The sequence below is a fragment of the Mycobacterium marseillense genome (genome assembly GCF_010731675.1).
GTDB lineage: Bacteria > Actinomycetota > Actinomycetes > Mycobacteriales > Mycobacteriaceae > Mycobacterium > Mycobacterium marseillense.
The window spans coordinates 1,976,690-2,000,773 of record NZ_AP022584.1 but is presented as its reverse complement, the minus strand read 5'-3'; the positions used below and the strand labels follow the sequence as shown (position 1 = coordinate 2,000,773).

The 24,084-nt window shown below is 66.1% G+C and carries 32 protein-coding genes; 13 read left to right on the top strand and 19 right to left on the bottom strand.

Annotated features, from left to right (window positions below; genetic code table 11):
* Positions 1-53 precede the first annotated feature (53 nt).
* The gene (locus G6N26_RS08785; RefSeq protein WP_067168110.1) at positions 54-824 is read right to left on the bottom strand and encodes a Clp protease N-terminal domain-containing protein; all 771 of its coding nucleotides are present in this window, start codon (positions 822-824) and stop codon (positions 54-56) included.
* Positions 825-922: 98 nt separating this feature from the next.
* Here G6N26_RS08785 and G6N26_RS08780 point away from each other — a divergent pair, with 98 nt between their 5' ends.
* Both G6N26_RS08780 and G6N26_RS08775 read left to right on the top strand, forming a co-directional pair.
* The gene (locus tag G6N26_RS08780; protein WP_083017299.1) at positions 923-1,240 is read left to right on the top strand and encodes a DUF732 domain-containing protein; all 318 of its coding nucleotides are present in this window, start codon (positions 923-925) and stop codon (positions 1,238-1,240) included.
* A 48-nt stretch (positions 1,241-1,288) separates the two neighbouring features.
* Positions 1,289-1,633 (top strand): DUF732 domain-containing protein, encoded by a 345-nt coding sequence (locus tag G6N26_RS08775; protein ID WP_083017297.1) that lies wholly within the window; start codon positions 1,289-1,291, stop codon positions 1,631-1,633.
* An 18-nt stretch (positions 1,634-1,651) separates the two neighbouring features.
* Here the strand turns inward: G6N26_RS08775 and G6N26_RS08770 are convergent, their stop codons facing one another.
* From G6N26_RS08770 to G6N26_RS08745, 6 genes are all read right to left on the bottom strand, one after another.
* A complete protein-coding gene (locus G6N26_RS08770) occupies positions 1,652-2,572 on the bottom strand; it encodes a cation diffusion facilitator family transporter (protein WP_083017295.1) in 921 nt (306 codons plus the stop codon).
* Positions 2,573-2,633: 61 nt separating this feature from the next.
* Complete coding sequence (locus G6N26_RS08765; protein WP_067168114.1) at positions 2,634-2,846, bottom strand: hypothetical protein; 213 nt, start codon at positions 2,844-2,846, stop codon at positions 2,634-2,636.
* A 63-nt stretch (positions 2,847-2,909) separates the two neighbouring features.
* Positions 2,910-4,373, bottom strand: coding sequence for an aldehyde dehydrogenase family protein (locus G6N26_RS08760; protein ID WP_083017293.1), 1,464 nt, complete (start codon positions 4,371-4,373; stop codon positions 2,910-2,912).
* A gap of 22 nt (positions 4,374-4,395) precedes the next feature.
* Positions 4,396-5,214 carry a carboxymuconolactone decarboxylase family protein gene (locus G6N26_RS08755; RefSeq protein ID WP_179960308.1) on the bottom strand — a complete coding sequence of 273 codons (819 nt, stop codon included), beginning with the start codon at positions 5,212-5,214 and terminating at the stop codon, positions 4,396-4,398.
* Complete coding sequence (locus tag G6N26_RS08750) at positions 5,198-6,019, bottom strand: mycofactocin-coupled SDR family oxidoreductase (RefSeq protein WP_083017290.1); 822 nt, start codon at positions 6,017-6,019, stop codon at positions 5,198-5,200. Before G6N26_RS08750 ends, G6N26_RS08755 begins: the two co-directional genes overlap by 17 nt.
* Before the next feature lie 7 nt (positions 6,020-6,026).
* Positions 6,027-6,857: a mycofactocin-coupled SDR family oxidoreductase gene (locus G6N26_RS08745; protein ID WP_083017288.1), complete on the bottom strand. Its 831-nt coding sequence runs from the start codon at positions 6,855-6,857 to the stop codon at positions 6,027-6,029.
* 76 nt (positions 6,858-6,933) lie between these two features.
* Between G6N26_RS08745 and G6N26_RS08740 the strand changes: the two genes are divergently transcribed.
* Positions 6,934-7,557 (top strand): TetR family transcriptional regulator, encoded by a 624-nt coding sequence (locus G6N26_RS08740; RefSeq protein ID WP_083017286.1) that lies wholly within the window; start codon positions 6,934-6,936, stop codon positions 7,555-7,557.
* Positions 7,558-7,570: 13 nt separating this feature from the next.
* Here the strand turns inward: G6N26_RS08740 and G6N26_RS08735 are convergent, their stop codons facing one another.
* The 3 genes from G6N26_RS08735 to G6N26_RS08725 all read right to left on the bottom strand — a co-directional run bounded on the left by G6N26_RS08735 (position 7,571) and on the right by G6N26_RS08725 (position 8,735).
* Complete coding sequence (locus G6N26_RS08735; protein ID WP_067168120.1) at positions 7,571-7,945, bottom strand: DUF732 domain-containing protein; 375 nt, start codon at positions 7,943-7,945, stop codon at positions 7,571-7,573.
* A 113-nt stretch (positions 7,946-8,058) separates the two neighbouring features.
* The gene (locus tag G6N26_RS08730) at positions 8,059-8,430 is read right to left on the bottom strand and encodes a DUF4189 domain-containing protein (protein WP_083017284.1); all 372 of its coding nucleotides are present in this window, start codon (positions 8,428-8,430) and stop codon (positions 8,059-8,061) included.
* A gap of 86 nt (positions 8,431-8,516) precedes the next feature.
* Positions 8,517-8,735 (bottom strand): hypothetical protein, encoded by a 219-nt coding sequence (locus tag G6N26_RS08725; protein WP_083017283.1) that lies wholly within the window; start codon positions 8,733-8,735, stop codon positions 8,517-8,519.
* Between the two features lie 118 nt (positions 8,736-8,853).
* On the opposite strand from G6N26_RS08725, the gene G6N26_RS08720 reads away from it, so the two are divergent.
* The gene (locus tag G6N26_RS08720; protein ID WP_067168123.1) at positions 8,854-10,128 is read left to right on the top strand and encodes an amidohydrolase family protein; all 1,275 of its coding nucleotides are present in this window, start codon (positions 8,854-8,856) and stop codon (positions 10,126-10,128) included.
* On the opposite strand, the gene G6N26_RS08715 is transcribed toward G6N26_RS08720, so the two are convergent.
* A complete protein-coding gene (locus tag G6N26_RS08715) occupies positions 10,125-11,012 on the bottom strand; it encodes an IclR family transcriptional regulator (protein ID WP_067168124.1) in 888 nt (295 codons plus the stop codon). The two genes, G6N26_RS08720 and G6N26_RS08715, sit on opposite strands and share 4 nt — an antisense overlap.
* A 64-nt stretch (positions 11,013-11,076) precedes the next feature.
* On the opposite strand from G6N26_RS08715, the gene G6N26_RS08710 reads away from it, so the two are divergent.
* The 5 genes from G6N26_RS08710 (at position 11,077) to G6N26_RS25760 (ending at position 15,678) form a co-directional block, all read left to right on the top strand.
* On the top strand, positions 11,077-12,015 hold the full coding sequence (locus tag G6N26_RS08710) for an SDR family NAD(P)-dependent oxidoreductase (protein WP_083017281.1): 939 nt from the start codon (positions 11,077-11,079) through the stop codon (positions 12,013-12,015).
* The gene (locus tag G6N26_RS08705) at positions 12,012-12,815 is read left to right on the top strand and encodes an acetoacetate decarboxylase family protein (protein WP_067168125.1); all 804 of its coding nucleotides are present in this window, start codon (positions 12,012-12,014) and stop codon (positions 12,813-12,815) included. The genes G6N26_RS08710 and G6N26_RS08705 overlap by 4 nt, the downstream gene beginning before the upstream one ends.
* A gap of 3 nt (positions 12,816-12,818) precedes the next feature.
* Complete coding sequence (locus G6N26_RS08700) at positions 12,819-14,033, top strand: amidohydrolase family protein (protein WP_067168126.1); 1,215 nt, start codon at positions 12,819-12,821, stop codon at positions 14,031-14,033.
* Between the two features lie 13 nt (positions 14,034-14,046).
* Positions 14,047-15,315 carry an amidohydrolase family protein gene (locus G6N26_RS08695; protein WP_067168127.1) on the top strand — a complete coding sequence of 423 codons (1,269 nt, stop codon included), beginning with the start codon at positions 14,047-14,049 and terminating at the stop codon, positions 15,313-15,315.
* 219 nt (positions 15,316-15,534) lie between these two features.
* Positions 15,535-15,678 carry a hypothetical protein gene (locus G6N26_RS25760; protein ID WP_165605038.1) on the top strand — a complete coding sequence of 48 codons (144 nt, stop codon included), beginning with the start codon at positions 15,535-15,537 and terminating at the stop codon, positions 15,676-15,678.
* Positions 15,679-15,685: 7 nt separating this feature from the next.
* On the opposite strand, the gene G6N26_RS26410 is transcribed toward G6N26_RS25760, so the two are convergent.
* Positions 15,686-15,970 (bottom strand): hypothetical protein, encoded by a 285-nt coding sequence (locus tag G6N26_RS26410; protein ID WP_308208225.1) that lies wholly within the window; start codon positions 15,968-15,970, stop codon positions 15,686-15,688.
* A gap of 158 nt (positions 15,971-16,128) precedes the next feature.
* Between G6N26_RS26410 and G6N26_RS08685 the strand changes: the two genes are divergently transcribed.
* The 4 genes from G6N26_RS08685 to G6N26_RS08670 all read left to right on the top strand — a co-directional run bounded on the left by G6N26_RS08685 (position 16,129) and on the right by G6N26_RS08670 (position 19,344).
* Positions 16,129-16,410 carry a hypothetical protein gene (locus G6N26_RS08685; protein ID WP_155524100.1) on the top strand — a complete coding sequence of 94 codons (282 nt, stop codon included), beginning with the start codon at positions 16,129-16,131 and terminating at the stop codon, positions 16,408-16,410.
* 187 nt (positions 16,411-16,597) lie between these two features.
* Entirely contained in the window at positions 16,598-18,403 is a 1,806-nt protein-coding gene (locus G6N26_RS08680; protein ID WP_232067551.1) for a putative alpha/beta hydrolase, read from the top strand.
* A 278-nt stretch (positions 18,404-18,681) separates the two neighbouring features.
* Entirely contained in the window at positions 18,682-18,957 is a 276-nt protein-coding gene (locus G6N26_RS26115) for a hypothetical protein (RefSeq protein WP_225323401.1), read from the top strand.
* 69 nt (positions 18,958-19,026) lie between these two features.
* Entirely contained in the window at positions 19,027-19,344 is a 318-nt protein-coding gene (locus tag G6N26_RS08670) for a hypothetical protein (RefSeq protein WP_163648757.1), read from the top strand.
* A gap of 320 nt (positions 19,345-19,664) precedes the next feature.
* Here the strand turns inward: G6N26_RS08670 and G6N26_RS08665 are convergent, their stop codons facing one another.
* From G6N26_RS08665 to G6N26_RS08635, 7 genes are all read right to left on the bottom strand, one after another.
* Positions 19,665-19,928 carry a hypothetical protein gene (locus G6N26_RS08665; protein ID WP_067168133.1) on the bottom strand — a complete coding sequence of 88 codons (264 nt, stop codon included), beginning with the start codon at positions 19,926-19,928 and terminating at the stop codon, positions 19,665-19,667.
* 13 nt (positions 19,929-19,941) lie between these two features.
* Entirely contained in the window at positions 19,942-20,226 is a 285-nt protein-coding gene (locus G6N26_RS08660) for a hypothetical protein (RefSeq protein WP_067168134.1), read from the bottom strand.
* 14 nt (positions 20,227-20,240) lie between these two features.
* The gene (locus G6N26_RS25910) at positions 20,241-21,170 is read right to left on the bottom strand and encodes a hypothetical protein (protein ID WP_083017278.1); all 930 of its coding nucleotides are present in this window, start codon (positions 21,168-21,170) and stop codon (positions 20,241-20,243) included.
* On the bottom strand, positions 21,171-21,458 hold the full coding sequence (locus tag G6N26_RS08650) for a hypothetical protein (protein WP_083017276.1): 288 nt from the start codon (positions 21,456-21,458) through the stop codon (positions 21,171-21,173).
* Positions 21,459-21,495: 37 nt separating this feature from the next.
* Complete coding sequence (locus tag G6N26_RS08645; protein ID WP_083017274.1) at positions 21,496-21,969, bottom strand: hypothetical protein; 474 nt, start codon at positions 21,967-21,969, stop codon at positions 21,496-21,498.
* Between the two features lie 269 nt (positions 21,970-22,238).
* Positions 22,239-22,967, bottom strand: coding sequence for a TIGR02391 family protein (locus G6N26_RS08640; RefSeq protein WP_083017273.1), 729 nt, complete (start codon positions 22,965-22,967; stop codon positions 22,239-22,241).
* A gap of 49 nt (positions 22,968-23,016) precedes the next feature.
* A complete protein-coding gene (locus tag G6N26_RS08635) occupies positions 23,017-23,922 on the bottom strand; it encodes a trypsin-like peptidase domain-containing protein (protein WP_083017271.1) in 906 nt (301 codons plus the stop codon).
* Between the last annotated feature and the right edge of the window lie 162 nt (positions 23,923-24,084).

Here is a 24,084-nt window from a genome sequence, read left to right as displayed (position 1 = left end):
CCCTCGCATGATCGCACACGCGGTAGTGCCAAGGGAGGGGTCGGCCGCACCGCTCAACCGTCACCCTCGGCGTCCGGGGCAACGTTTTTCCCGCTGCCGAGCGATTCCAGCGCCGCGATCAGATCCGCCTCCACCCGGTCCTTGTCGACGCCGCAACGGTGCAGCGGTCCCGGGGCGGAGGAGCCGGCCTCCAGCTCGAGCAATGCCAGCAGCTGGTGCTCGGTGCCGACGTAGTTGTGGCCGAGCCGAAGTGCCTCGCGCACGGTCAATTCGAGCGCCTTGCGCGCCGGGCCACTGAACGGAATGAGTTCAGGCGGTTCGTCTTCCACGCGCAGCGCGGCGATCGACGCGGCCGCGGCGTCGCGCAGCGCCTCGGTGTCGACCTGTTGGAGGCGCAGCAACACCGTCGCCAGGGCGGCCGCATCGGCGAGCACCCCGATCAGCAGATGGTCGGGGGTGATCTCGCCGTTGCCGGCCTCGTGCGCGGCGTTCTGGGCCGCCACGACCGCGCCGCGCGCCCGCGGGGTGAACCGCGCGAAGCCCTGTTCGGGATCCAGGGTGGCGGCCTCGGCGCGCGGGACGAATCGCTTCTGGGCGGCTTGCTTGGTGACGCCCATGCTCTTGCCGATGTCGGTCCAAGACGCGCCGGAGCGGCGGGCCTGGTCCACGAAGTGGCCGATCAGGTGGTCGGCGATCTCGCCCAGGTGTTCGGCGGCCAGCACGGCGTCGGTCAGCTGATCGAGGACGTCGGGGTGGGTGCTCTTGATCGCGCCGATCAGCTCGTCGAGCCGGATCGGATAGGCGATGCGGATGGGCTCGGACATGCCGTCAACGGTAGGTTGACGCGTACCGCCTGTCAACCAAGGGTTGACGACAGAAAGTTGGTGCGCGGGCGCGAAGCCTCTGGGAGAATTCGTGAGCAATGAAGCTCCTGCTCGCCCTGGCTGGCCTCGCCGTGACGATCGGCCTGGCCGCGCCGGCGCACGCCGACGGCACCGACGATGCGTTCATCGCGTCGCTGCGCGCGGTCGGCATTACGTTCGCCGATCCGGACCGGGCCGTGGGCGCGGGCAAATGGGTGTGCGACACGGCCGGCCGGGGCGAACAGATGCCGCAGGTCGTCGCGACGCTGCGATCGATGAACTCCGGGCTCAGCGAGGAGAAGGCAAACCAGTTCGCGGCGATCGCCGCCAACACCTACTGCCCCAACACGATCACCTCCACCACGAACACCCCGTAGCGGCGCCGAGATGCCAATTGCCGCCGGGTTTGAAAGAATCTAGGCGTTATGCGATTTTTCCTCGGGCTTTGCAGCGCCGCTGCCGTGATCGCCCTGGCCGCCCCCGCCCACGCGGACGTCGACAACGATCAGGATTTCCTCAAAGACCTGCGCGACGCCGGGATCACCTACCAGGACGCCGGCAACGCGATCACCATCGGCAAGTCGGTGTGTGAGCTGCTCGACGACGGGCAGTCGGACGCGAAGATCGTGACGGACCTGCGCAACCAGAACCCCGCCTTCCAGGGCGCCAGCGCGGCCAAGTTCACCTTTCTCTCGGCCGCCCATTACTGCCCGAAGTACATCACCGGCGAGGACCGCGGCCCCAAGCCCGAAGGCGCCACTGGCAACTGAGCCAACTGAGCCGAGCGCTCAGGCGGCGCGCGCCGTCCAGGTGAAGCTCTGCATCTCCGGGATCCGTGGCGCCAGGGCCGCGGCGACGCTGCGACCGATCTGATCGGACGCGGCCAGCGACGTGTCGGCCTTCAGGAAACCTTCCACCTCCACGCGCAGGGTCCGCCCGGTCCACCGGGCCCGGGCGTGCGCGTGCGTCACACCGGGCACCGAGGCGGCGACGGCCTCGGCGGTGATGATGATCTCGGGGTCGACGCCGTCGAGCAATCGGTGCGCGATGTCGGCGGTGACCTCCCAGCCGACGTGGCAGATGAATCCGGTGACGACGATTCCCGCGACCGCGTCGGCCCAGCCCCAGCCGAGCGCCACGCCTATCAGCCCCAGCACCGCCCCGGCCGACGACAACGCGTCCAGCCAGGAGTGCTTGGCGTCGGCGACCATGGTCGCCGACCGAATACGCTTGCCTACCACCAGTTTGTAACGGGCCACCAGCTGATTGCCGACGACGCCCACGACGGCCGCGGCGATACCCCAGCCCACGTAGCCGGTGCCGCCGTGACGCAGCAGCTTGGTGACGCTCTCAAAACCGGCGACCACGGCGCTGCCCCAAATCACCAGGGCCACCCCAATGCCCGCGAGGTCTTCGGCGCGTTCGTACCCATAGGAGTAGCGCTCGGTGGGAACCTTGCGCGAGGCGCGGAAGCCGACGAACACCAGCGCGCTGGTGGAGACGTCGGACAGGTTGTGCAGCGCATCACCGAGCAGCGCCACCGAACCGGACAACAGTGCGATGACCAATTCCACCAGCCCGGTCACCGCCAGTCCGACGGCGCTGACGGCAACCGCACGGTTGGCCTGGCGTCGCTCGCCGGCGTCGTCCGCCGCGGTCTCGAGGGGAAAGCCGGCCGCCGGGTCACGCACCCCGTTCATCACGTGCATATCGTCAGCATGCCCGATGCGACGGCGACTCCCAAGGGTTTACGGGCGCCTGGAGGGACCCCTACTTGTCCTGCTCCGGCTTGGACGGTTGATCGCGCCACGGGCGGGCGGTCTTGGGCAGGATCATGAAAGCCACGGGGAGGCGCACCAGCGCGTCGCGGGCGGCGACCTCCAGGAACACGATCTCCATTTCGAGACGGTTCAGGGGCCGCGTTTCCATCATGAAGCGTGTCCGCAAATAGCGGGGCGTCCGCAGCCACTCGACCAAATCCATGAACGCGACTGTACCCGTCTAGCGGAAATACCTGATGGACGCGATATTTCGGAGCGCTGTCCGTCAGCTCATGCCGATGCGGATGTTCTTCACCTGCAAAAACTCGTAGAGGCCCTCCACGCCACCGGTGCGGCCGAACCCACTCTGCTTGTATCCGCCGTAGGGACCCTGAGGCTCGATGTCGCTGTGCCTGTTCACCCACACCGAACCCGCCTCGAGCCGGCGCGCAACCCGGTGCGCGCGTTCCAGATCGGAGGTCGCCACGAAAGCGTTGAGACCGTAACGGGAATCGTTGGCGATCCTGACCGCCTCGGCCTCGTCGCCGAAGGGGATCACGGAAGCCACCGGGCCGAATGTTTCGGTCTGCGCCAGCGTCGAGCGGTTGTCGACGTTGGTGAAGATCGTCGGCTCGATGAAATAACCCGACGCGAGCTCACCGCCGAGCCGGCGTCCGCCGGTGACCAGGTCGCCGGCCTTCTCGCTGACCGCCTGGTCGATCACACCGAGGATGCGCTCGGCGGCGGCCTCGGTGATCACGGGGCCGAGCATGACGTCGGGCCGCAGCGGGTCACCGATCTTCGCGGCCTGCACCGCGGCCACCAGTTTCTCCACGAAGCCGGCGTACACGGAGGCTTGGACGAGGATCCGCGAGGCGCAGGCGCAACTTTGACCCGATTGCGTGATGGGCCCCTGGTGGGCCGCGATGACGGCGGCCATGTCGAGGTCGGCGTCGGCGAACACGAGATAAGCTGACTTGCCACCCAATTCGGCCGTCACGGGCGTGACGTTGTGCGATGCGGCCTGCAGCACTTTCTGCGCGGTCGCTTGGCCTCCGGTGAAGTGGATCTTGCCGACGCGGGGGTGCCGCACCAGCGCGTCACCGCCCTCGGCGCCGGCGGGCAGCACGTTGACCAGCCCCGGCGGCAGGCCCGCCTCGAGGCAGAGTTCGCCAAAGCGCAAGGGCGCCAACGACGCAAGCTCCGAGGGCTTGAGGATGACGGCATTTCCCGCCGCCAGCGCGGGCGCCACGGCCGCGCCGGCGACGACCAGCGGCCCGTTCCACGGCGCGATGACACCGACGACACCGTAGGGTTCGCGCTCGACGATGTTGACGTCGAACGCACCGGCGACCGGCGTGCTCGCACCGTGCGTCTTGTCGGCGTAGCCGGCGTAGTAGCGCAGGAACCGTTCGGTCAGTACGGAGTTGCCGGCCATCGCGATCGGGACGCCGTAGTCGTGCACGTTGAGCTCGGCCAGCTCGGCGAAGTGATCGCGCACCACATCGGCCAACGCGAACAACAGATCGCGGCGGCGGTCGACCGGGTAGGACATCCATTCCCGGTGCGCTTCCCATGCGCTGTCGATGGCGCGATCGATCTCGCCGTGGCCGGCCATGGGTATGGCCGCGTTGGGCACGCCGGTGCCCGGATAGACGTGGCGATAGGTGCCACCCGACGCTTCGGTAATGCGTTCCCCGCCAATGAGTAACGCGCCCGAAAGCAGCGGTGACGACGCCGTTGCCGTCATGCGAGTGCCCTCCGTTGTTGTGTCAGCCGACGGGTGTGGGACCGGCCCGGTTCTCGGCCGCCACCCGCTGCTTCTGCTCCGCGATCACCTGGTTGAGGTATTCGGCCTTGGCGCAGCCGTAGTACGCCGCGAACTGCAGTGCCACCTCGTCCATCTCCTCGAATGACACGTCGCCGCTCTTCAGCGCCGCGTAAACGTGGGACATGATCGGGATTTCGGCGTCCTGGAAGGCGACGCAGGCAACCGTGATGAGGCGGCGTTCCTTCATGCCCAATCCGGGCCGCAGCCACATTTCGCCGAAGACGAAGTTCAGGATGCCCGCGCCCGAATAGGGGTTGTCGCGGATCGGCGCGAACGGCAGGCAGTTGATCTCCTTGAACGAGCTCTCGCCGTCTTGCAGCCGCTGCTCGGGGTCGCTGGCGGTGACCAGCGGCAGCAGCGGCTCCGGGGGCGGGGGCGCCTCCCCGCGCTCCTCGGCGATCTTGGCCCATTCCAGGTCCACCGCGATGTTGAACCGCGAGGCTTTGGGCCATCCGGCGTAGACGGCGAAATGCAGGACGGTTTCCCGCATCTCGGTGATCGTGAGGTCGCCGCTTTTCAATGCCGCGTGGACGTGCTGTTCGAGGGGGGCCTGCGTGTCGGCGGCGGCGACACAGGCCAGCGTCACGAACCGCCGATCGCGGCGGCTGAGCCCGGGACGTGACCACACCTCGCCGAAGACGAAGTCGATCAACCCGCCGCTGAAGGGGCCGTCGTAACCCGGCGCGTCGAACGTCATCACTTCGGCGAAGGTGCGCACCCCGCGCGCGTGTCGGTCGTGGTCGCTATCTGATGGTGACACCGGCGTCGACTTTCAGCTCAAGCCCTGTGACATAACGGGATTCATCGGAGAGGAGGTAGAGCACCGCATTGCTCACATCGTTCGCTTCGATCAGCGGCGCGGGCAGTGCGTTGAGGAAGATGGGCACCAGGTCGGGCCGCTGCTCGGCGATCAACGTGTGCATCGTCGGCGGAGCCATGCCGGTCGCCACGCCGGTGGGGTGCACGGTGTTGACGCGAATATTCTGTGCGGCAAGCTCGTTGGCCAGCGCGAGCGTCATCCCCACGATGCCGTGCTTGGACGCCGTGTAAGGCACATGCAGCGGCGTCCCCTTGATGCCGGCCGAGGAACTGATGTTGACCAGGCTTCCGCCGCCGCGAGCGACCAGGTGGGGGAGCGCGGCGGCGCAGGTGTTCCAGGCCCCGATGAGGTTGACATCGACGACCAGCCGCCACTGCTCGGCGGTGGTGGTGTCCCAGGTGCCGACCGTGAGCACACCGGCGTTGGCGACCGCGCCGTCGAGACCGCCGAGTCCACCGACGGCCGCGTCGACCGCCGCTTTCATGGCGGCCTCATCACGGACGTCGACGACCGCGGTGATCGCCCGCCGGCCGTGTTTCTCGACCAGCTTGGCGGTCTCGTTCAGGTCGTCCTCGGTGGCCAGTGGGTATTCCAAACCCTCTGGGGTGGAGCAGATGTCGACGAGGATGCAGTCGGCGCCCTCCTCGGCCAGTCGCACGGCGTGCGAGCGTCCCATGCCCCGCGCGGCCCCGGTGATCAAGACGCGTTTGCCGGCGACCCGGCCCGTTGCGTTGTTCGTCGTCATTCCGAAATCACACCTTGTTGCAGAAGCCCGCGTCGACGGGGAACGTCACGCCGGTGACGTACTTCGCCTCGTCGGAGACCAGGTAGGCGATCGCGGCGCTGACGTCATCGGGTTCCAGCATGCCGACGGGCATCGGATTTTGCAGATGGGGGCCGGCGCCGGGATTCTTCTCCAGGAAGTCGGTCATGTCGTCGTTGGTCGCCATCATCGTGTTGACGGCGGTGGGGTGCACGGTGTTCACCCGAATGTTGAGGGGCGCAAGCGCATTGGCCAGGGTGCGCATCAGGCCGACGATGCCGTGTTTGGACGCCGCGTAGCCCAGGCCGCCGCCTTGCAGGCCGCCGAAACCTTTGATGCCCGCCGTCGAGCTGGTGAAGATGATCGCCCCGCCGCGGTTGCCGGATAGCAGGTGCGGCACGGCGGCCCACGCCGTGTGATACGCCCCGTCGAGGTTGACGCCGGTGACCGCCCGCCACTGCGCCAGCTCCTCCTCAATGCTCAACTCGCGGAACGCCAATGGCGCGATGCCCGCGTTGGCCAACACGATGTCGAGCCGGCCGAAGTGCTCGACGCCGCGATCCATCGCGGTCTTGACTTGCTCGAACTCGCGCACATCGGCGACCGTGCCCAGCATCTTGCCGCCGACCTCTTCGACCAGGGCGACGGTCTCGTCCAGTTCCGCGCGGGAGGCCATCGGATATCCGTTGGCGGCGATGTCGGCACAGATGTCGATGCCGACGATGTTGGCGCCCTCGCGGGCGAGCCGTACCGCGTGGCTGCGGCCCTGGCCACGCGCCACCCCGGTGATGAAGGCGACTTTGCCATCTAATGAACCCACGGCGCGCTTCCTCGTTTCTTCGTCATCGGCCCAGATCAGGGCAGAGTAACGCCGTTACTCACCCGCGCACAGTAACATGGTTACTGTGAAGGCAACAGGGGCTGGCTCCCAGGCCGTGGACGACGCGTCCGCGCGGCCGGCCGACCCGATCCTGGACATCGTGGTCGAGATGCTCGACACCGAAGGCTACGAGGCCGTACAGCTGCGCGAAGTGGCGCGACGGGCCCGCGTTTCCCTGGCGACCATCTACAAGCGCTATCCGACGCGCGACGAGCTCATCGTCGCCGCGCTCGACGGGTGGATGAACGCCAACCGCTATGCGCGCTTGCCGGCACTGATCGACGACCTGCCCCGCGATTCGATCTATGTGGACCTGATGCACGTGATGCGGACCATCTTCGAGCCGTGGGAGCGCCACCCGTTGATGCTGCGCTCCTACTTCCATGCGCGATCCGGGCCCGGCGGGAAACGCCTCATCCAGCACGGCGTCGACGCCGTCGTGCCGCTCGCCAAAGCCGTTCTGGCCCAAGCTGACCCGGGTTTCGCCAAAGATCTCGAACTCATTCTGACCGGCGTCGTCTTCGGGCTCCTCACGCGATTCACTCAGGGGGAGATCGACGTCACCGAGATCGTGCCCGGCATCGAGCGCACAGTGTTCTGGTTGACCACGGCCTACGAGAGCGTCGCGCCGGCCCCCTGAGCCGCTGGCGCTCTCACAGGATCGGGGGCGGTATCAGCCAGCCCATCGACGGGTCGACGTCGTCTCTGTATTCCGGGCAGTAGCTGGCCACCGAAAGGCCGATGAAGTATCCAGATTGCTTCGCAGTCATGGGCGTTTGCTTCGTCAGTTTGATGGCCAGCATCGACACGTTCGGGTTCGTTTCGATGCTGGAGCACACCGCATGGGCCGTCGCGATCGCATCGTCGTCGTCGAACATCGTGATCCCGCCCCGGTCGAGGCCGGCGAGGAACGCATCGTCGGCGTCGTCGTCCGCCGCTGCCGGTGTCGCGCAGGCCAGTGCGCCCGTGAACAGGGCGATCGCGCAGGCGGTCGACCGCGTCGCAAAACCGGCCTTCAGGCGAGTCATGGCCTCCCCTCTAAGCGCGGGCCAATCGGCGGCAAGTCGTGGACGACTTATGTGAACGATAGCCGAAATCGCGGTGTCCATCTCGTCATTGGCGCCCCGCTGTCCTGGCGTTTTCAGGACGAGCAATGTGAGGCTTTGATTCGTCCGTTGGGCGCGCCCAGCTTGGCCAGGGCGTCCGCGTTGGACGCAGTGGTGTCCGGGCCGGAGCCGCCCTGGAACCGGCCCGAACGGTCGAACGCCACCGAGGCGCAGCCGTTGCGCGTGCCGGCCACGACTTCGCAGACATCGCCGGCCTCGGCGGTGCAGTGGGCGAGCGCGATCTGGTTGGCCTGGTCCTGGCTGCCCCCGGTGCCCCAACCGGCGGCGCGTCCGCTGCCGACCGACACGGCCAGGGCAACGAAGTCGTCGTCGGCCCAGGCCGTCGGCGCCGGGAGCGCGGTGACCGCGCAACCGACCGCGACGACGACGGCGATGATTGACCGCACCGGCCCGCTCCTTTGCAACGCTCAAGAGCGAATTTAGCGTCGGTGTCGGCTCCCGCGCGGGGAAATCGGGCCGGGCGCGTCCAGCGCTACGAATTGGTCTCCGGGTCTTCCGCCAGATAAGTGACCTCATACCACCGTTTGTGTGGTTCGGCCTCGGACGTCTCGGTCGGGGTGGCCCGCTCCAGCCGAACGTCCGTCAGATGCGGATTGTCAACGCGGATATAGTCTTCGAGCTCGGCGTGCAGCGCCTCGCCGTCCAGGGCGATATCCGCGAGCGCCCTGCCGTCGTACCTCGTCCAACTCACGCCTGACATCTTCCTACGGCCGCGGCGATGCGCGGCACCGCGGGCGCCGTCGCGAACATTGACCCTTCGCGGGGCGAGCCGTTTCTCCTATACTCGACCTACTCTCACGGAGGTCGCGATGGCTACAACTTGGGACACGCTGGATCGCTACGTCGTCATTTCGACGGATACCCACGCCGGGGCGGATCTTTACGACTACAAGCAGTATCTGCCCGCCGGCCTGCACGAGGAGTTCGATGCGTGGGCCCGGGCCTACGCCAGCCCGTTCGATGACCTGATCATCGCCACCGCCAACCGGAACTGGGACCACGAGCTTCGGATCACCGAGATGGACGCCGACGGGGTGGCCGCCGAGGTGCTGTTGCCCAACACCGTTCCGCCGTTCTTCCCGACGACCCCGAACATCACCATCAGCCTGCCGCGCACGCGCGAGGAGTTCGAGCAGCGTTGGGCCGGTGTGCAGGCCCACAACCGGTGGCAGGTCGATTTCTGTTCGCTGGCGCCTGCCCGGCGCCGCGGGCTGATCCAGATTTTCCCCAACGACGTCGAATTGGCGCTGGACGAGATCCGCTGGGGGGCAAAGCAGGATTGCTTTGGGGGCGTGCTCATTCCGCCGGTCTCGCCCGGCGACTCGCAGGTGGCGCCGCTGTTCCACACCCGTTATGAACCGCTCTGGGCGCTGTGCGCGGAACTGGACCTCACCGTGGTGCAGCACGCGGGCGCCGGCAGCCCCGAGATGCCGATGGACCAACCGGCCTCCAACGCGGTGTTGATCACCGAAATGGCGTTGTGGGCGCAGCGGACCCTCGGCCACCTGATCCTGGCCGGGGTGTTCGAGCGCCACCCGACGCTGCGCTTCGTGCCGACCGAGCAGGGCACGCTGTGGGTGCCCGGGCAACTCGGCGTCCTCGACGCCATGGTGCCCACCATGAAGTCGGACGCGGGCAACAGAACCTACGGAATGTTCGGCGGATCGTCGGTCGACGAGCTGAGCATGACGCCGAGCGAATACGTCCAGCGGAACTGCTATTTGGCCACTGAGCTGATGCCCTTCGACGGCGCGATGATCGACTTCATGGGCCCCGATCACATCATGTGGGGCAGCGACTATCCCCACGAGGAAGGCTTCGCGCCCCACTCCAGGTTGGCCATTCGGTGGGCGCTGCACGACAGGCCGCAGGACGCGTGCCGAAAGATATTGGGCGGCAACGCGGCTCGCCTGTACCGCTTCGACCTCGACGCGCTGGTGCCGGTGGCGGCCAAGATCGGCCCGACCGTCGCCGAGGTGCACACTCCGTTGGAGGACACGGGCTATCGCGCCCCGGCCGCCTTCGGCTACCGACCGTTCGAGGGCGGACTGGCCCTCAAGCGGCTGGCTCCCGAACGGCGCTAACCGGATTCGTCGCTCAGGGCGGCGCTCAGTCGGCGGGTGGCCGACGCGAGCTGCGTCCCCAGCCGAGTGACCGCCGCGCCGCTCATCGGCTCGGCGCTGGGCACCAGGCTGAGCATCAGGGCGATGCGTGATCCGGGCCCCAGGATCGGGGAGTCGATGTGGCTCACCTCGTAGGTGCGCTCCGGGGCCAGGGTGGCGGGGAACCACTCCTCCTGGTGGATCAATTCGTCGGTCAACGCCTGCGCCAGCTGGCTCAGCCGCGTGGAACGCACCTCGGCGCTGCGCACGAGCAGGGCCAGTTCCTGCAGACGCAGGTCGGGCAGGAGGTGCAGGCCGACCGCGTAGCCGCGCCGGCGGGCCGTGGTGATGGCCTCGCGGTAGCGATCGCGCACGTCGCCCGGCAGGGCGGCCAGCCAGCGTTCCCGCGCCTCGGGACCGGCCCAGGCGACCGTCGACGCCCCGTACGGCGGACGGTGGGGGAACTGGGTGCCGATGGGCATCGGGTGACCACCGCCATGCCGGCTTCGGACCTGGTCGACGACGGTGGAGTAGTCCTCGCTCACCGAGAAGGCCACGCAGTGCGCGCCCGTCGCGGCCGACAACTCGGCCATCGCGGAGCGAGCCAACACCAGGGCCGGGTAGCGGCCCGCGGCCTCGCGACCGAGCCGGACCAGAGCGGGACCCAGGTGATAGGTCTTGCGCACCGGGTCGCGCAGCAGCCAGCCGGCCCGCAGTAGCTCGGACAGCATCGAGTGGCAGCTGGCCTTGTGCACGCTCAGGTGGCGCGACACCTCGGCCAATGTCATCCCGCGGCTGCCGTCGCCCGCGAGATGCTCGAACAGGTTCACCACCCGTTCGGTCTGCGGGGAGGGGCGCGGCGCCATGGGCCAATGGTCGCATAGTGCGACTTCTTGCGGTGATATAAGCGACCGTGTGACGATGGCCACAATGATGGACCTTCGGGGCAAGGTGGCGGTCGTGACCGGCGGGGCCGGCGGCATCGGCCGGGCCATGGGTCGCCGTTTCGGCCGCGAGGGCATGAAGGTGGTGCTGGCCGACGTCCTGGCCGAACCGCTGGACGAGGCGACTCGGGCCCTGGCGGACGAGGGCATCGAGGCGGCCGGGGTCCTCACCGACGTCACCGACTATTCGTCGGTGGAATCGCTGGCCAAGGAGGCGGTTTCGCGGTTCGGCACGGTGCACGTGGTGTGCAACAACGCCGGCACCGGCGGCGTCTCCGAGGGCTACATGTGGGAGCACGACCTGGCCGACTGGCGCTGGGGGATCGACGTCAACGTGCTCGGCGTCATCCATGGCATCAAGGCTTTCGTACCGATCCTGCTCGAGCAGCGCGAGGGACACGTGGTCAACACCTGCTCGGGCAACGGCGGGTTCGCGCCGATTGCCCGGGGCGCCATGGGCGGGCCGGGCCAGGCCGTCTACCCGATGACCAAGGCGGCGGTGCTCTGCCTCACCGAGAGCCTCTACACGCACCTGGAGATGACGGGGACGGGCGTTCGGGCGCACGTGCTGTTTCCCGGCGGCTTTTTGAACACCGGCATCTGGGAGTCGTGGCGGCATCGACCGCAGCGCTACGCCGCGACCCAGGAGCGTCACACCCCCGACCAGACACTGGCGAAGGTCGTGGCCCGCTTCGAGGCCGCCGGCGCACAAGTCGAATTCACCCCGCTCGAGACGGTCGCCGACCAAGTGGTGGACGGGATTCGCGCCGACCGTTTCTGGATGATGGGCCCGCCCACCCCGGCCGATCAGGTGGTGAGCAGCAAGGCCGCATCGATCCTCGCGCGCGGCGAGCCCGACTACCTGGTCGACGTCCTCGGTCGAAACGCCGGGAAGGACTCCGAACAGGAAGGAGAAAAGCGGTGAACACCAACGTGATTCGGTACGGTCCCCGTGCTCCCGAGGCGCAGGTCGACCACGAGATCGACGCCACCAAGGCGCCCATCGCCACCGAGGCGGTGACCGTCACCTACCTCACCGACCCGGAGATCGTCGCGGCCGTGCTGCCCAGGCCGCTGGAGCCGGCGGCCGAGCCGCTGGTGCGCGTCCAGCTGCAGCGGGTGCGGATCGAGGGCATGGCGCCGTTCGGGTCGGCGGTGTTCTCGGTGGCCGCCCGGCACGGCGACGTCGAGGGCGACTACCCGCTCTTCATGCCCCAGTCCACCGAGCAGTCGGTCACGGGAGGGCGCGAAACATTCGGTGAGCCAAAGAAATTGGCTCGCATCGAGGTGGAGCGCGACGACGATCGCGTCACTGCCGCCGTGGACCGGCTGGGCTACCAGCTGATCAGGCTGAACGGACAGATCACCGGCCCCGCGGAATTGCCGCCCGACCAGATGAACACCGAGTTCTACTTCAAGTTCCTGCGCGCCCCCGACGGCAGCGGCATCACCGATCCGCATCTGGTCTACGGCGAGTACCACCGCCACTACGAGCTGCTCGAGGACATCGACGGCACCCTCGAATTGGGGGAGTCGCCGTTGGATCCGGTGGCCGACATCGCCGTTCGCCAGATCAGGTCGATCACCTGGTGCCGGCGGCGCACCGTGCAGGTGGGGCGGATCGCGGCGCGGGTGCCGCAGGAGTGGCTGTTGCCCTACGTGCACCAGCGCTACGACGACGTCGCCCTGCTCGCGGCCCCCAGGCCCGAGCCGGCGCGGGCCTAGCACATGGACCGCTACACCGTCATTTCGGCCGACTGCCACGCCGGCGCCGACCTGCTCGCCTATCGCGAGTACCTCGATCCGCAGTACCGCGACGAATTCGACGGCTGGGCACAGACATACGTCAACCCGTTCGGCGATCTCACCGAGCCCGAGGCCGAGCGCAACTGGAACAGCGACCGGCGCAACGCCGATCTGGATTCCGAAGGCATTGCGGGGGAAGTCATTTTCCCCAACACCGTGCCGCCGTTCTTTCCCCAGGCGAGCCTCGCTGCCCCGCCACCCGAGACCCCCCGGGAACTCGAGCTGCGCTGGGCCGGCCTGCGCGCGCACAATCGCTGGCTCGCCGACTTCTGCTCCTTGTCACCCGAGCGGCGCGCCGGGGTGGGCCAGATCCTGCTTCCGGATCTCGACGAAGCCGTCACCGAGATCGCGCAGATCGCCAAGCTGGGCCTGCGCGGCGGGGTGTTGCTGCCCGGGATCGCCCCGGGCACGGGCCTTCCCGCGCTCTACGCCGAGCACTGGGAGCCGCTGTGGGCGGCGTGCGCGGAGGCCGGCCTCGTGGTCAACCACCACGGCGGCAACGCCGGGCCGAGCCCGACGGACGGATGGGGCAGCTCGTTCGCGGTGTGGGTGTACGAGACGCACTGGTGGGCGCATCGGGCGTTGTGGCACTTGATCTTCAGTGGCGCGCTGGATCGCCATCCGGACCTCACCGTCGTCTTCACCGAGCAGGGGTCGGGCTGGATCCCGGCGACGCTCGACTCGCTTGACGTGGCCGCGGCCCGCTACGGGCGGGAGAATTCGGCGATCGCCCGCTTCGCCGGGCCCACCGCCGGCTCGCTCCGGCTGCGGCCCAGCGAGTACTGGGCCCGCCAGTGTTACGTCGGCGCCAGTTTCATGCGTCCCGTCGAGTGCGCCGAGCGGCACGGCATCGGCGTCGAGAAGATCATGTGGGGAAGCGACTACCCGCACTACGAGGGCACCGCCCCTTACACGCGGGAAGCGTTGCGCCACACCTTCAGCGACGTCCCGGCCGACGAGGTGGCGGCCATGCTGGGCGGGAACGCGGCCGCCGTGTACGGCTTCGACCTCGAGGTCCTCGCGCCCCTCGTCGAGCGGGTCGGCCCGACCGTGGCCGAGGTCGCCGAGCCGCTGGAAGCCGTGCCCGCCGACGCGCGCAGCACCGTCTTCGAACCCGACCCCATCCGCGCCTGGTAAGGAAGGATCGCCCGTGAATCCCTACATCATCATCTCCGCGGACACCCACGCCGAACTCCCCACGGAGCGGTACCGCGAATACGTCGACCCCGAGTACCGGGAGGACTTCGAGGCCTACCTGGCGGAGAAGACCGCCGCGGCGCAGGCCGGCGGATTCATCGACGAGGAGTTCGCGCAGGAGTGGTTCTCCGAGCACGGCGACGGCATCGCCGGGGGATGGGACGTCGGTCTGCGCGACAAGGAACTCGACGGCGACGGCGTGGTGGGCGAGGTCATCTTCCCCGACGCCGACGCCGTGACCGGGGTGGCCGGGGCCCCGTTCGGCGCCGGCCTGGGCCAGTCGGGCGACCTGGATCCGGGACGCGCCATGGCTGGTGCCCGGGCCCACAACCGGTGGTTGGCCGAACTGTGCAGCCACAGTCCGGAGCGACGCGCCGGGGTGGCGGTGGTGCCGATCCTGGCCGACGTCGACGCGGCGGTCGCCGAGATCACCCGCGCCGCGGAATCCGGGCTGCGCGGCGGGATCCTGATTCCGGCGCGCTGGGTCGGCTACCCGCCCTACCACGACCGCCGCTACGACAAGGTCTGGGCCGCCTGCCAGGACCTGCAGATGCCGATCCACACCCACTCCGGCCCCGCACCGCAGGAGGAGTACGGGGGGCACCTGGGCATCTATGTGACCGAGGTGCGTTGGTGGGGTGCGCGGCCCCTGTGGTTCGCGCTGTGGTCGGGCGTCTTCGAGCGCTTCCCCGGGCTGCGCTGGGGGGTCACCGAATGCGGGGCGTTTTGGGCCAACGATCTGCTCTGGCTGATGGACACCCGCTATCTGCGCGAGCACTCGGCCAAGAAGATGAGCCACCTGATGGAGGGTGACCTCACGATGCCGCCGTCGGCCTACTTCGACCGGAACTGCTTCATCGGGGCCACCACCACCGAGCGCCGGGAGCTGGCACGGCGCTATGAGATCGGCGTTTCGAACATCCTGTGGGGCAACGACTTCCCCCATCCCGAGGGGACCTGGCCACACACCCGCGAATGGCTGCGCCGCTCGTTCTGGGACATTCCCGTCGAGGAGACCCGGCAGATGCTGGGACTGGCCGCGGCCGAGCTGTACAACTTCGATCTCGATGCCCTCGGCCCGCTGGCCGAGCGAATCGGGCCGACCCCTGAGGACTTGGGCCAGGACGACGCGCTGAGCATCCCCAAGTGGGAGGCCGCCCGCCAGATCGGGCGGCACTGGCTAACCGACGCGGAACCCATTCCCGATCTCGTGGAGAACTGAATCGAATCCCCTTAGCCGCGCCGATCTTCCGCGTCTCTGATCGTATTCGATTGCGGCGCAGGGTCTCATCGCGTTACGACCCGCTGAAGGCATTGCCAGCCGTGAGAGGATGGCGATGATGACCACGGTATCTGTTGGATTGCCAGTTGCACCGGTGCTGATGGGTTGAGTGTGCCCCTGAAACGCGTTGACGAACTGCAGCCCGGAGACAGGATCCGCATGAAGGTCGGGCACGCCACCGTCGTCGCGACTGAACCCCTCGGCGACGACCGCACCCTGCTCACCTTCACCTACGGGACCACCGCCCCCGCCGATAGCGATCTCACCGTGGACGTCCTCGATGATGACGACTGGGGTTGGTGAGCGCGGATCACGGCTCCGGCGGCGGTGCCGGCGGGTTATCCCAACTCCCCGGCGTGCCTGCGGGCACCTGCACTCCGAGCCAATTGCACGGCATCATCGATCGCCACGCGATGAACGCGCACTGCTGTTCCGGTGTCAGCGGTCCGGGTCCCGCGCAGGGCGGCGTTCCCGCCGTCCCGCATACCGGATCGGCCGTGGCAGGTGGCGACGAGGCGAACGTGGTGACGACGATCATCGGCGCGATGGCCGCGGTGACTGTGGTGACGAAACGTCGGGTGCGATACATGGCCACCTCGAATCTGTAGCTCCGTGCGCAGATCGTAACCCCAGGCCGGGGCGCCCAGTGGCCGTTTGAGTGCACCGACCGGGCTCGGGAATCGGAACTTTGCCGATGCGGCTGGCTTGCGGTTTGGCGGATAATCGGACTACGCGCACGAAAGGTAAGCCATCATGACCGATACCGCTAGCACTCCGACCACACCGACGTGGACCCGCTGGGTCTACCCAATCCTGGCCATCACCGGCACCGCGGTAGGCATCGTCGTCATCGTCGCCGTTCTCTATCTGCTCTTCTCGCGGCCGGCCTGCTGTCCCTCAATGATGAAAGCCGATCCGCCGGCAGCCCAATCGATGGATTGCTGTGCCTCAATGATGAAAGACATGAAAATGCCTCCGGGACCGGGCAAGCCGTCGATGCCCCAAATGCCCATGCCCAGCCCGTCCGGCGGATGACTTCTGGGGAATCCACCTCATCGTCAGCCCGGCCAGTCCTCTTCGACGGGAACAACAGTCGGCCGCGCGGTCAGACTTGACTGGCTTGAACGAACGCCAGCGAAGGGTAGCGTCATAGCTTTCTGAGAGAACAGGTAGCGGATTTGCGGGCGGTGCGATGCAGCTGGTCTGGCTAAGCGTTGCTGACTTGATCGCCCAGGCCGGGGGTGATCCCTGGGAGATCAACCGCAGTTTGCAGGCCGGTAGCCCATTCGAGATTTCTCAATTGGCGGACGCGTTCCACCAAGCGGGCCGATGCACCGAGGAGGCCGACCACGCCTTCCAGCAAGCCCGCAGCCGATTCGATGCCGCCTGGAATCACCAGAACGGCGACCACCCGATCAACGATGCCGCCGAGGTGCAGCGCACCGTCAAATCGCTTGGCGCGCAATCGCTTCAACTCCCCAAGATCGCGGTTGACCTACAAAACATCGCCGCCACCCTGGCCGAGGCGCAAAAAGCCGGCGCCAACGACATCGCCACGTTGGAGGCCCAGCTGCAGCAGCTCGACAACATCATCGGGGCGGCCACCCATGATCTGCAAGATCCCGCCCTGGACGCAAATTCGCGAAGCGTGCTGCAGTTGTTGATCAACGACGCCAAAGCCGATGCCGCCGATGACACCCGAAGCGCTCTAAGTCAACTGCAGGTAATACGAAACGGCTATTCGGGCACGCTGCAGAACTCACTGACCACCCTGCGCGCCGACGGCTACGACCCCAGGCCCCTTGCTCCGGCCGACGCCCAGGCGGGTCCCGAAGAGTTCGCGATCCCGCCGCCCAGTACCAATCCCGAAGACGTCAAGCGGTGGTGGGATTCGTTGAGCCAGCAGCAAAAAGATCAGCTGCTCGCCCAGCATCCGCCCGAGCTGGGCAACCTGAACGGCATCGACACCATCTCCCGTGACACGGTCAACCAGGCGGTGATGAACGACGACATTTCCCGCGTCGAGAACGCCGCCGCACAACATCACGTGTCGGTGGACCAGGTGACCCAACACCCGGAGTTGTACGGCCTCGGGCCGTCGGCCATCACGCGCTACAACAACGCGGTGAAGACCAAGGCCGGGCTCAGTACGGATTCGGATGGCGGCAAGGACCCCGTCTTCCTGCAGACCTATGACCCGGAGGCGTTCGAGGGCCGAGGCAGGGAAGCCATCGCGATCGGCAATCCCGACACCGCCGACAACACCATCGTGCTGGTGCCGGGGACGGGCAGCAGCGTCCGGGACGGCTACCTGACGCACCGCGATGGGCTCAACGTCTACAACGAGACCCAGCGCGCCGATCCGAACAGGTCCAATTCGGTGCTGGTGTGGATGGGTTATCACGCTCCCGACAGCGCGATCGACCCCCAAATCGGGCAGACGACGCTCGCGAGAAACGGGGGCGGTCTGCTGGCCGGGGATGTCAACGCTCTCGCGGTGACGCATGGCGGCGCCCCGTCCCACGTGACCGTGATGGGCCATTCCTATGGGTCGACCACCGTGGCCGACGCCGCGGCCGGTTCGGGAATGCATGCCAACGACATCGTGCTGGTCGGCTGCCCGGGAACCGATCTGGCCCACAGCGCCGCCGACTTCCACCTGCCCGACGGGGGACACGTCTACGTGGGCGCCGCGTCGACGGACCCGATCACGCACTTGGGCGGCATCCAGGGGCATATGCCGGGAACGGGGGTGACCATCGGACTCGGTTCCGACCCCGCCGTCGAAGGGTACGGGTCGACGCGCTTCAAGGCCGAAGCCCCTGGGCTCACCTTCCCGCTGAAGGACCACAGTTCCTACTTCACTCCTGGTAATGAATCGTTGTTCAGCATCGGTGACATAGCATCGGGCCACGGTGACGCGTTGGCCCACGACAGCATGACCGCAGACCATCGCGGCACCTATTGGCTGCCTGATGAATTCGACCCAGAGTCGCTTCGGCGCCCTACCGGAGGTCATTACCATTGAAAAATTCGACGATCACTTTCGACAGGATCGGCGCCGCCATGTGGCGGTCGGTTGTTGTCTACATCGCAGCGGGTGTGCTGATGATCGCGCTTCAATCATGCAGCGCCGTAAGGAATGTGAGCGAAGGGGTGCCTAATCCAATGACTCCGGAACAATCTCGGGCGCAGGTGGTCGATGCGGCACGGGAAATCGTTACCATCCTGGGCCTCAAAGGAGTGTCCGCGAACTTCACCCGAGATTCGTGTAATGACCAAGCCGTGGCGCCTTTTCGGGGCCGCGTGGGAATCAGGTACGACCACGCACCCACCCTCGAGGCGTCCCGAGCCGAGATTCAGCAGATGATCGGGGTGCTCAAACAGCATGGTTGGGGAGGCCCTGGGGACTTCCACACCCATGCGTCGGCCGTGAGCAAGCACGGTGTCACGGCGGTCTTCGACCCCTACTCGCCAGTCCAGAAGTCCGGCGGATCGATCAGCATCTACGGCGAGTGCCGCGACATGACGACGAAGCAGAACACCCTGCCCGAGCCGATACCCGCCGATCAGTTGGGCTGAGCTACGGTACGCAAACCGTCTGGGCCGCTGGCATTTTCAATGCTCGACGCCGCCACAAAGAGGCACCCCATGCCGCTGCGTCAATCGCTGTTTGCGACGGCAATGGTCTTCGCCGTGCTGTTAGGAGGATGCGCGCAGGCGCCGCACAAACGACACGCCGCTGGAGCTCCCGCCGTACTCCCAGGCCTTCTCGAAATCGCTGCAGTAAATGGGCGCGTTGGTGCCTATCTTCATGCCCTCGCGCGGTACACGTCCGTGCCCGCCGCGGTGGTGCTGGACGGGCTGCGGCAGCCGGCTACGGACTGGTTAGCAATTGCGCATCCGGAAATGTTCACCAGCGAAGCGCCAAGCAGTCATGAGGGAGACGGCGCACAATTCACCCGGTGACCTGGTGAGCGCTGGCAACTATTGGTCCACCGGAGACACCGGGGAATTGCGCGGTGCCGACTAGGCTGGAGGCTGCGGCTGGCGCCGGGCTGGCCATGTGGAGAATCGAATGATTAGTCAGGTAACAGCCGTCAAGTTGTCTTGTGAAGCGCCAGGCTGTGATGCGGCGGTGTACGAACGAGACGCAACCGCAGCGCATGAACTAGCGTGAAAACTCGGGTGGTATGCGATCGGTTGGGTAGCAATAGTTCCAGACCAGGAGCACCCAAAGATGACGCTCTGTCCCACGCACAAAGACATGGCCACCACCTAGGCCGTTTTCAGCTCGGCTTGTCCACGCTTCCCGGTTGCGGCTCGTCGCTTGGCACCCATGCCGGTCGGCGGGGCCCGCGGCGGTGCAGCCGAACCAACTCGTAGATCGTGAGCGCCAAAAGGCCGAGGCCGGTGATCAGAAAGATCGCGCCACCCCAACGGAAAAAGCCATACAGGGCGGCGATGCCGATGAGAAGCGGCACCACACTAAGGATGATCGTGCCCTGCGTGCTGTAGACCCAGCGCAGCGGGCGTTTGAATAGACCGCTCAATGTGGATGCACCGTTATGCCGAGGACTCGTGGCGCTTCTTCGATATGACCAGGGTGGCAACAACATTGATCGCGGCGAGCGCCAGGGCGATCAGTATCAACCACGAAAACATGTTGCCGCTGTGCAGGCGTTGAACGGCCAACACCAGGAATATGGTCACAGCTCCCAACTGACCCACCGTGCCCCACATCGCAGCCCTGGCTTTCGAATGCGGCGCCGCCTTAATCAAACGGCGAACGGTAACGGCCAACGCCGAGATGATGAATACCGCCCCAGCGACCAGCAATACGATTTGCATCCTTTAGCCCTTGCCTATGGCACGCACTGTGCGAGTCCGCCGATGGCTGTCGCCTGTCCAGCTCCCCAGGCCATCAGTCCTAGCCAGAAGCTGGCGGTAAATGTTTCGGGGGCGGCGGCAGCACCCGCAAGCAGCGATAGGTCGCCTGCGCCCATCGCACCCAGTGCGGTCATGATGTCGCCGGTGCTGCAGCCCGCCACATTGGGATGCGCGGCCTGGTAGTCGTGCCATTCCTGACTTTGTTGGATTACCCTGATCCGGTTCTCAATCTCGGTAATCGGTGGCCCAGTCATCGGTGGCAGCGGCTTACCCTGCAGCTGAAAATTGATGAAGTCTTTCAATGGTTGTGGCAGACCTGGCGGGGCTGGTTTGGGGCCACCGTCCTGTTTGAAATCGACCAACTGGATGCCGTTGCCGTTGCCATTGCGGCCCGGCGCAAACCCAACATTGCCGACATCGGCTGCGGCGGCGGTGATTTGGCCCGCAACCTTAGCATCTGCACTCTCTAGTCCAGCAGCCCGAGACCAGATTTCAGTAGCCATCTGCTCGGCTTGTGCTTGGCGAGCGGCCTGCTCCGCGACCGTACCGCCATGATCGGTATAAGACACCGAAAGGTCTTCTCCCACAGTGAATCCCGCGTTCTGCGCGTCCTCGATGGCGAACAACGCCCGGCGCTGGGCTGTGCTGATGTCACTTGCGCCGCTGCGCGCGACCCCGGCCGCCTGGCGCAATTTGTCGGCCCTGCCGCTGACCGTGGAGAAGTCGGCTGCGGTGCGCTGCCGCAACGCATCCCCGCCTGCACCTTTCCAGGCGATGGTCTGCGACTGATTGCGCATCGTCAAGAATACGTCGTCCCACTGATCGGCGGTCTTGCTCCAATAAGTGGCCGCATCGGTCAGGGGCACGGTGCTCCACGCTCGGATTTGCGACAGGGTGACGGCCATCTAGACCACCGTCACGTTAGTCATGTCGGCGGCGTTGGTGGCTTCTTGGTTGCCGTACCCTTCGACAGCGCTCACCGCCCCGCCAGCGGTCTGCTGCGTCCGCGCGATCAACGACGTGGTGGCAGTCCCGATAGCGGAGTCAACAATGCTGATGGCCGCTGTGGTGGGCTGGAATGGCTGGCCCGGTGATGGCGGCGTGATCGTAGTGAACTGGGCGCTCAATCCCTGCCATTGCCCAGCCATCGCGGCTACCTGGCCGAGAGCGACCTGTAGTCCGTTCGATCCCATCTGCGAATTTTAGGTTGGCAGCCGACTGCGACGCTACTCACCTGTCGATTGGCGTAGACGACATGGCTGGAATCATCGGCTGCCACGCCCCCCATACTTGCCCGCTGATTCGTGCGCGGGCGTCAGCCCGGCGAAACAGATATATGCCAAGTACCTCGCCGGTGACAACGACATGTTGGCCCGATGCTAGAAACTTGTCTCGGCTGTTCTGGCCGGTTTGGACGTACACCCACGAGGCGTGTTCAAGATGCCAGCCCGCTTCTTCGATCTGACCCAATAGGTCGGTGCGGGTGGGGTTCCGCCGGATCTTGCCCCCTGTTGTGGAGTTGAAGGCGGCGTTAGTAAATCCGGTAACGGACGAGTGCGGGATCTCGATTTGGAAGAACTCGTCGCCCCGGTCGAATGCTTGGGCTGCCTTGCCTTGGGGAGATGCCCCGAAGGCAGCCTCGGCCCTGCGGGCCGCTTCCGCGGCACGCTCCTCATCTGTCTTCTGCTTAAAGAGGCCAGCCATCGGTGCTACGAAGGGCCGGGTGGCACGTATGGTTTGGATTCGATCCACGCGTCGGTGTCGCTGGCCTTGAGCCTTATGTCTCGGCCACCAGGGGTCGGCGCGTAGGACGGCAGATCACCGGATCGGATGGCGCCCCGGATGATGTCTGGCGATAGGCGGGCGTGCTCGGCAGTCTCGGAGATTTTGAACCAAGTGGTCGTAGCCATCAGCCCACAACCTCTCTGTGCGATTTGTGAGACAAGGAAACGGCCTTCTTAGGCCGCAGCTAATCAGGTGCTTTGGCCGCTCTGCTTGGCTGCTGCGACGTCGATGCGTCGATGGAGCAAGCTGGCGAAGCCGAGGTATTCCAACGCCTGTTGCGGGTCCGTTTGCTTGAAGAGCTCGTGCGCCCCGGGGTTCCGGACACCGATCATCGCCCCACGAAAGAGCGCGAGAAAGCCTTCTCGCTCATCTTCAGCGCTCCGACCCGTCTCGACAGATACGTCTAGTTGCGGCACGGCGCCCCCGAAAGCGTCACCCATTAGTTGTGCCCCCGATCGGCGGCCGCCGGTGAGGTCTCGAACGCGTACTTCTATCGACTTGAACGCTTCGGCTACCGCAGCTCCGTAGAACTGCTCGTTGAATAGGTCACTCGCGACAGCGGTTACGTGTTGGTGCAGATTCTCTAGGTCTAGGCGCCTAACGGGTGCACTGCGCGGAGGGGTGGGCCGCGGAATCTTTCCCCAGACGACCTCTATGTGGTTCGTGCGGTTGCCGCCGCGGGGACGGTGATAAATCTGCACTTCATCGACGAGTCGGCGTTCGTGGCCGCCGCGAGGGTCGTCCATCTCCACAATGTCGCCCTCGTAGATCTGAGTTTCGACTTCGAAGAAGCCTTTTTGCGCCTGGATGTGTGCCTCAGTCTCGGTGCGAGTCTCGTTCGGGCTGCCTTCGTCGCGAATGACGACGACCTTCTGGATGCCTAGGGGACCTCCGAGGCGTGATAGAAACCCGGCCATATCCGCCTAGGTTCAGGCTCGTTCGTAGGGGCCCCGACAGACAATAGGCTTACACATCGATGGTGCCGAGTGTCCCGTTGCGGCAGATCTCGTCGACCTGGTCCATGGGCCAGACGAATCCTAGGTCGGATTCGTCGCTGGTACGGCCGGAATAGACCCCGAGTAGTTCTGAGTCCGGGAATTGCGTTCTGCCTGGCTTCCCATCGTTTCTGAAGACGATGGTCCCGGGCGCCCGATGGCGCATAACTGGGGCGCCTGATTGCCCCTTGCGGGTGCGGGCGTCGATGAGCCAGAGGGGATATGTCTTATTGCCGTCGTGGTAGCCGAATATGGGGTTGGATGCGACCGTTCCACGGATCCAGAGCGGGAAGGTCGGGCCGGAGGTGAGTCGGTACGGGTAGCCGACGATGTACACGTCTTCGCCTGGAAACAGCTGTTCCGGCCATGGAGCTTCGTCGGGACCTGTTCGGGGACCTGGTCTTTCCCAGCTCATGGTTACCGCATCAGTTGGGGGGTTGAACGGCACCTCCACTACGTCCATATCGCCACCAAGCGCCTGGTGCTGGTTCCAGATCGGCTTCCAGTCCGGACCGATCAGCGGCACCAGATATTGGCGGAGGACTATCTGGATATTGCCCACCCTAGGGTTGTCTTCGGAGGCCGATACCGCCCACTTCTCCGGTGGGTCTTTGAAGAACATGACTCGGAGGTGTGTCGGCTCGATGCTGTAGCCGCCCATGAAATCGTTGGTTTGCCAATGTCTTCCGGTCACATTATGTCGCGCGGTGATCAGGCGGTCTTGGCCGTCGAGGCGGTAGATGAAGGCGCTCCCGAAGGCCATCGTCTTGCAGTCCTGCCCGGCCTCAGTATCTGTGCCGGGCCCTTTGAGGCAATACACCATCTCGATTAGGACTGACCGAAACGCCTCGGCGTGTAGCTGTACCTGTCCGCTCATCGTGCTCTTCCTTTGCGCAGGTTCTGTAATTGGTAGTCGGCGTTTTCTTGTCGGACGCCCCTGGTGACCATGCTGTCGACTGGTTTTCGTCCAAGGCCCTCCCGGGCGGGGTGTCGGTGATCTCCAACTCATCATCAGATCCCCGCGCATGGCGAAAGCCTT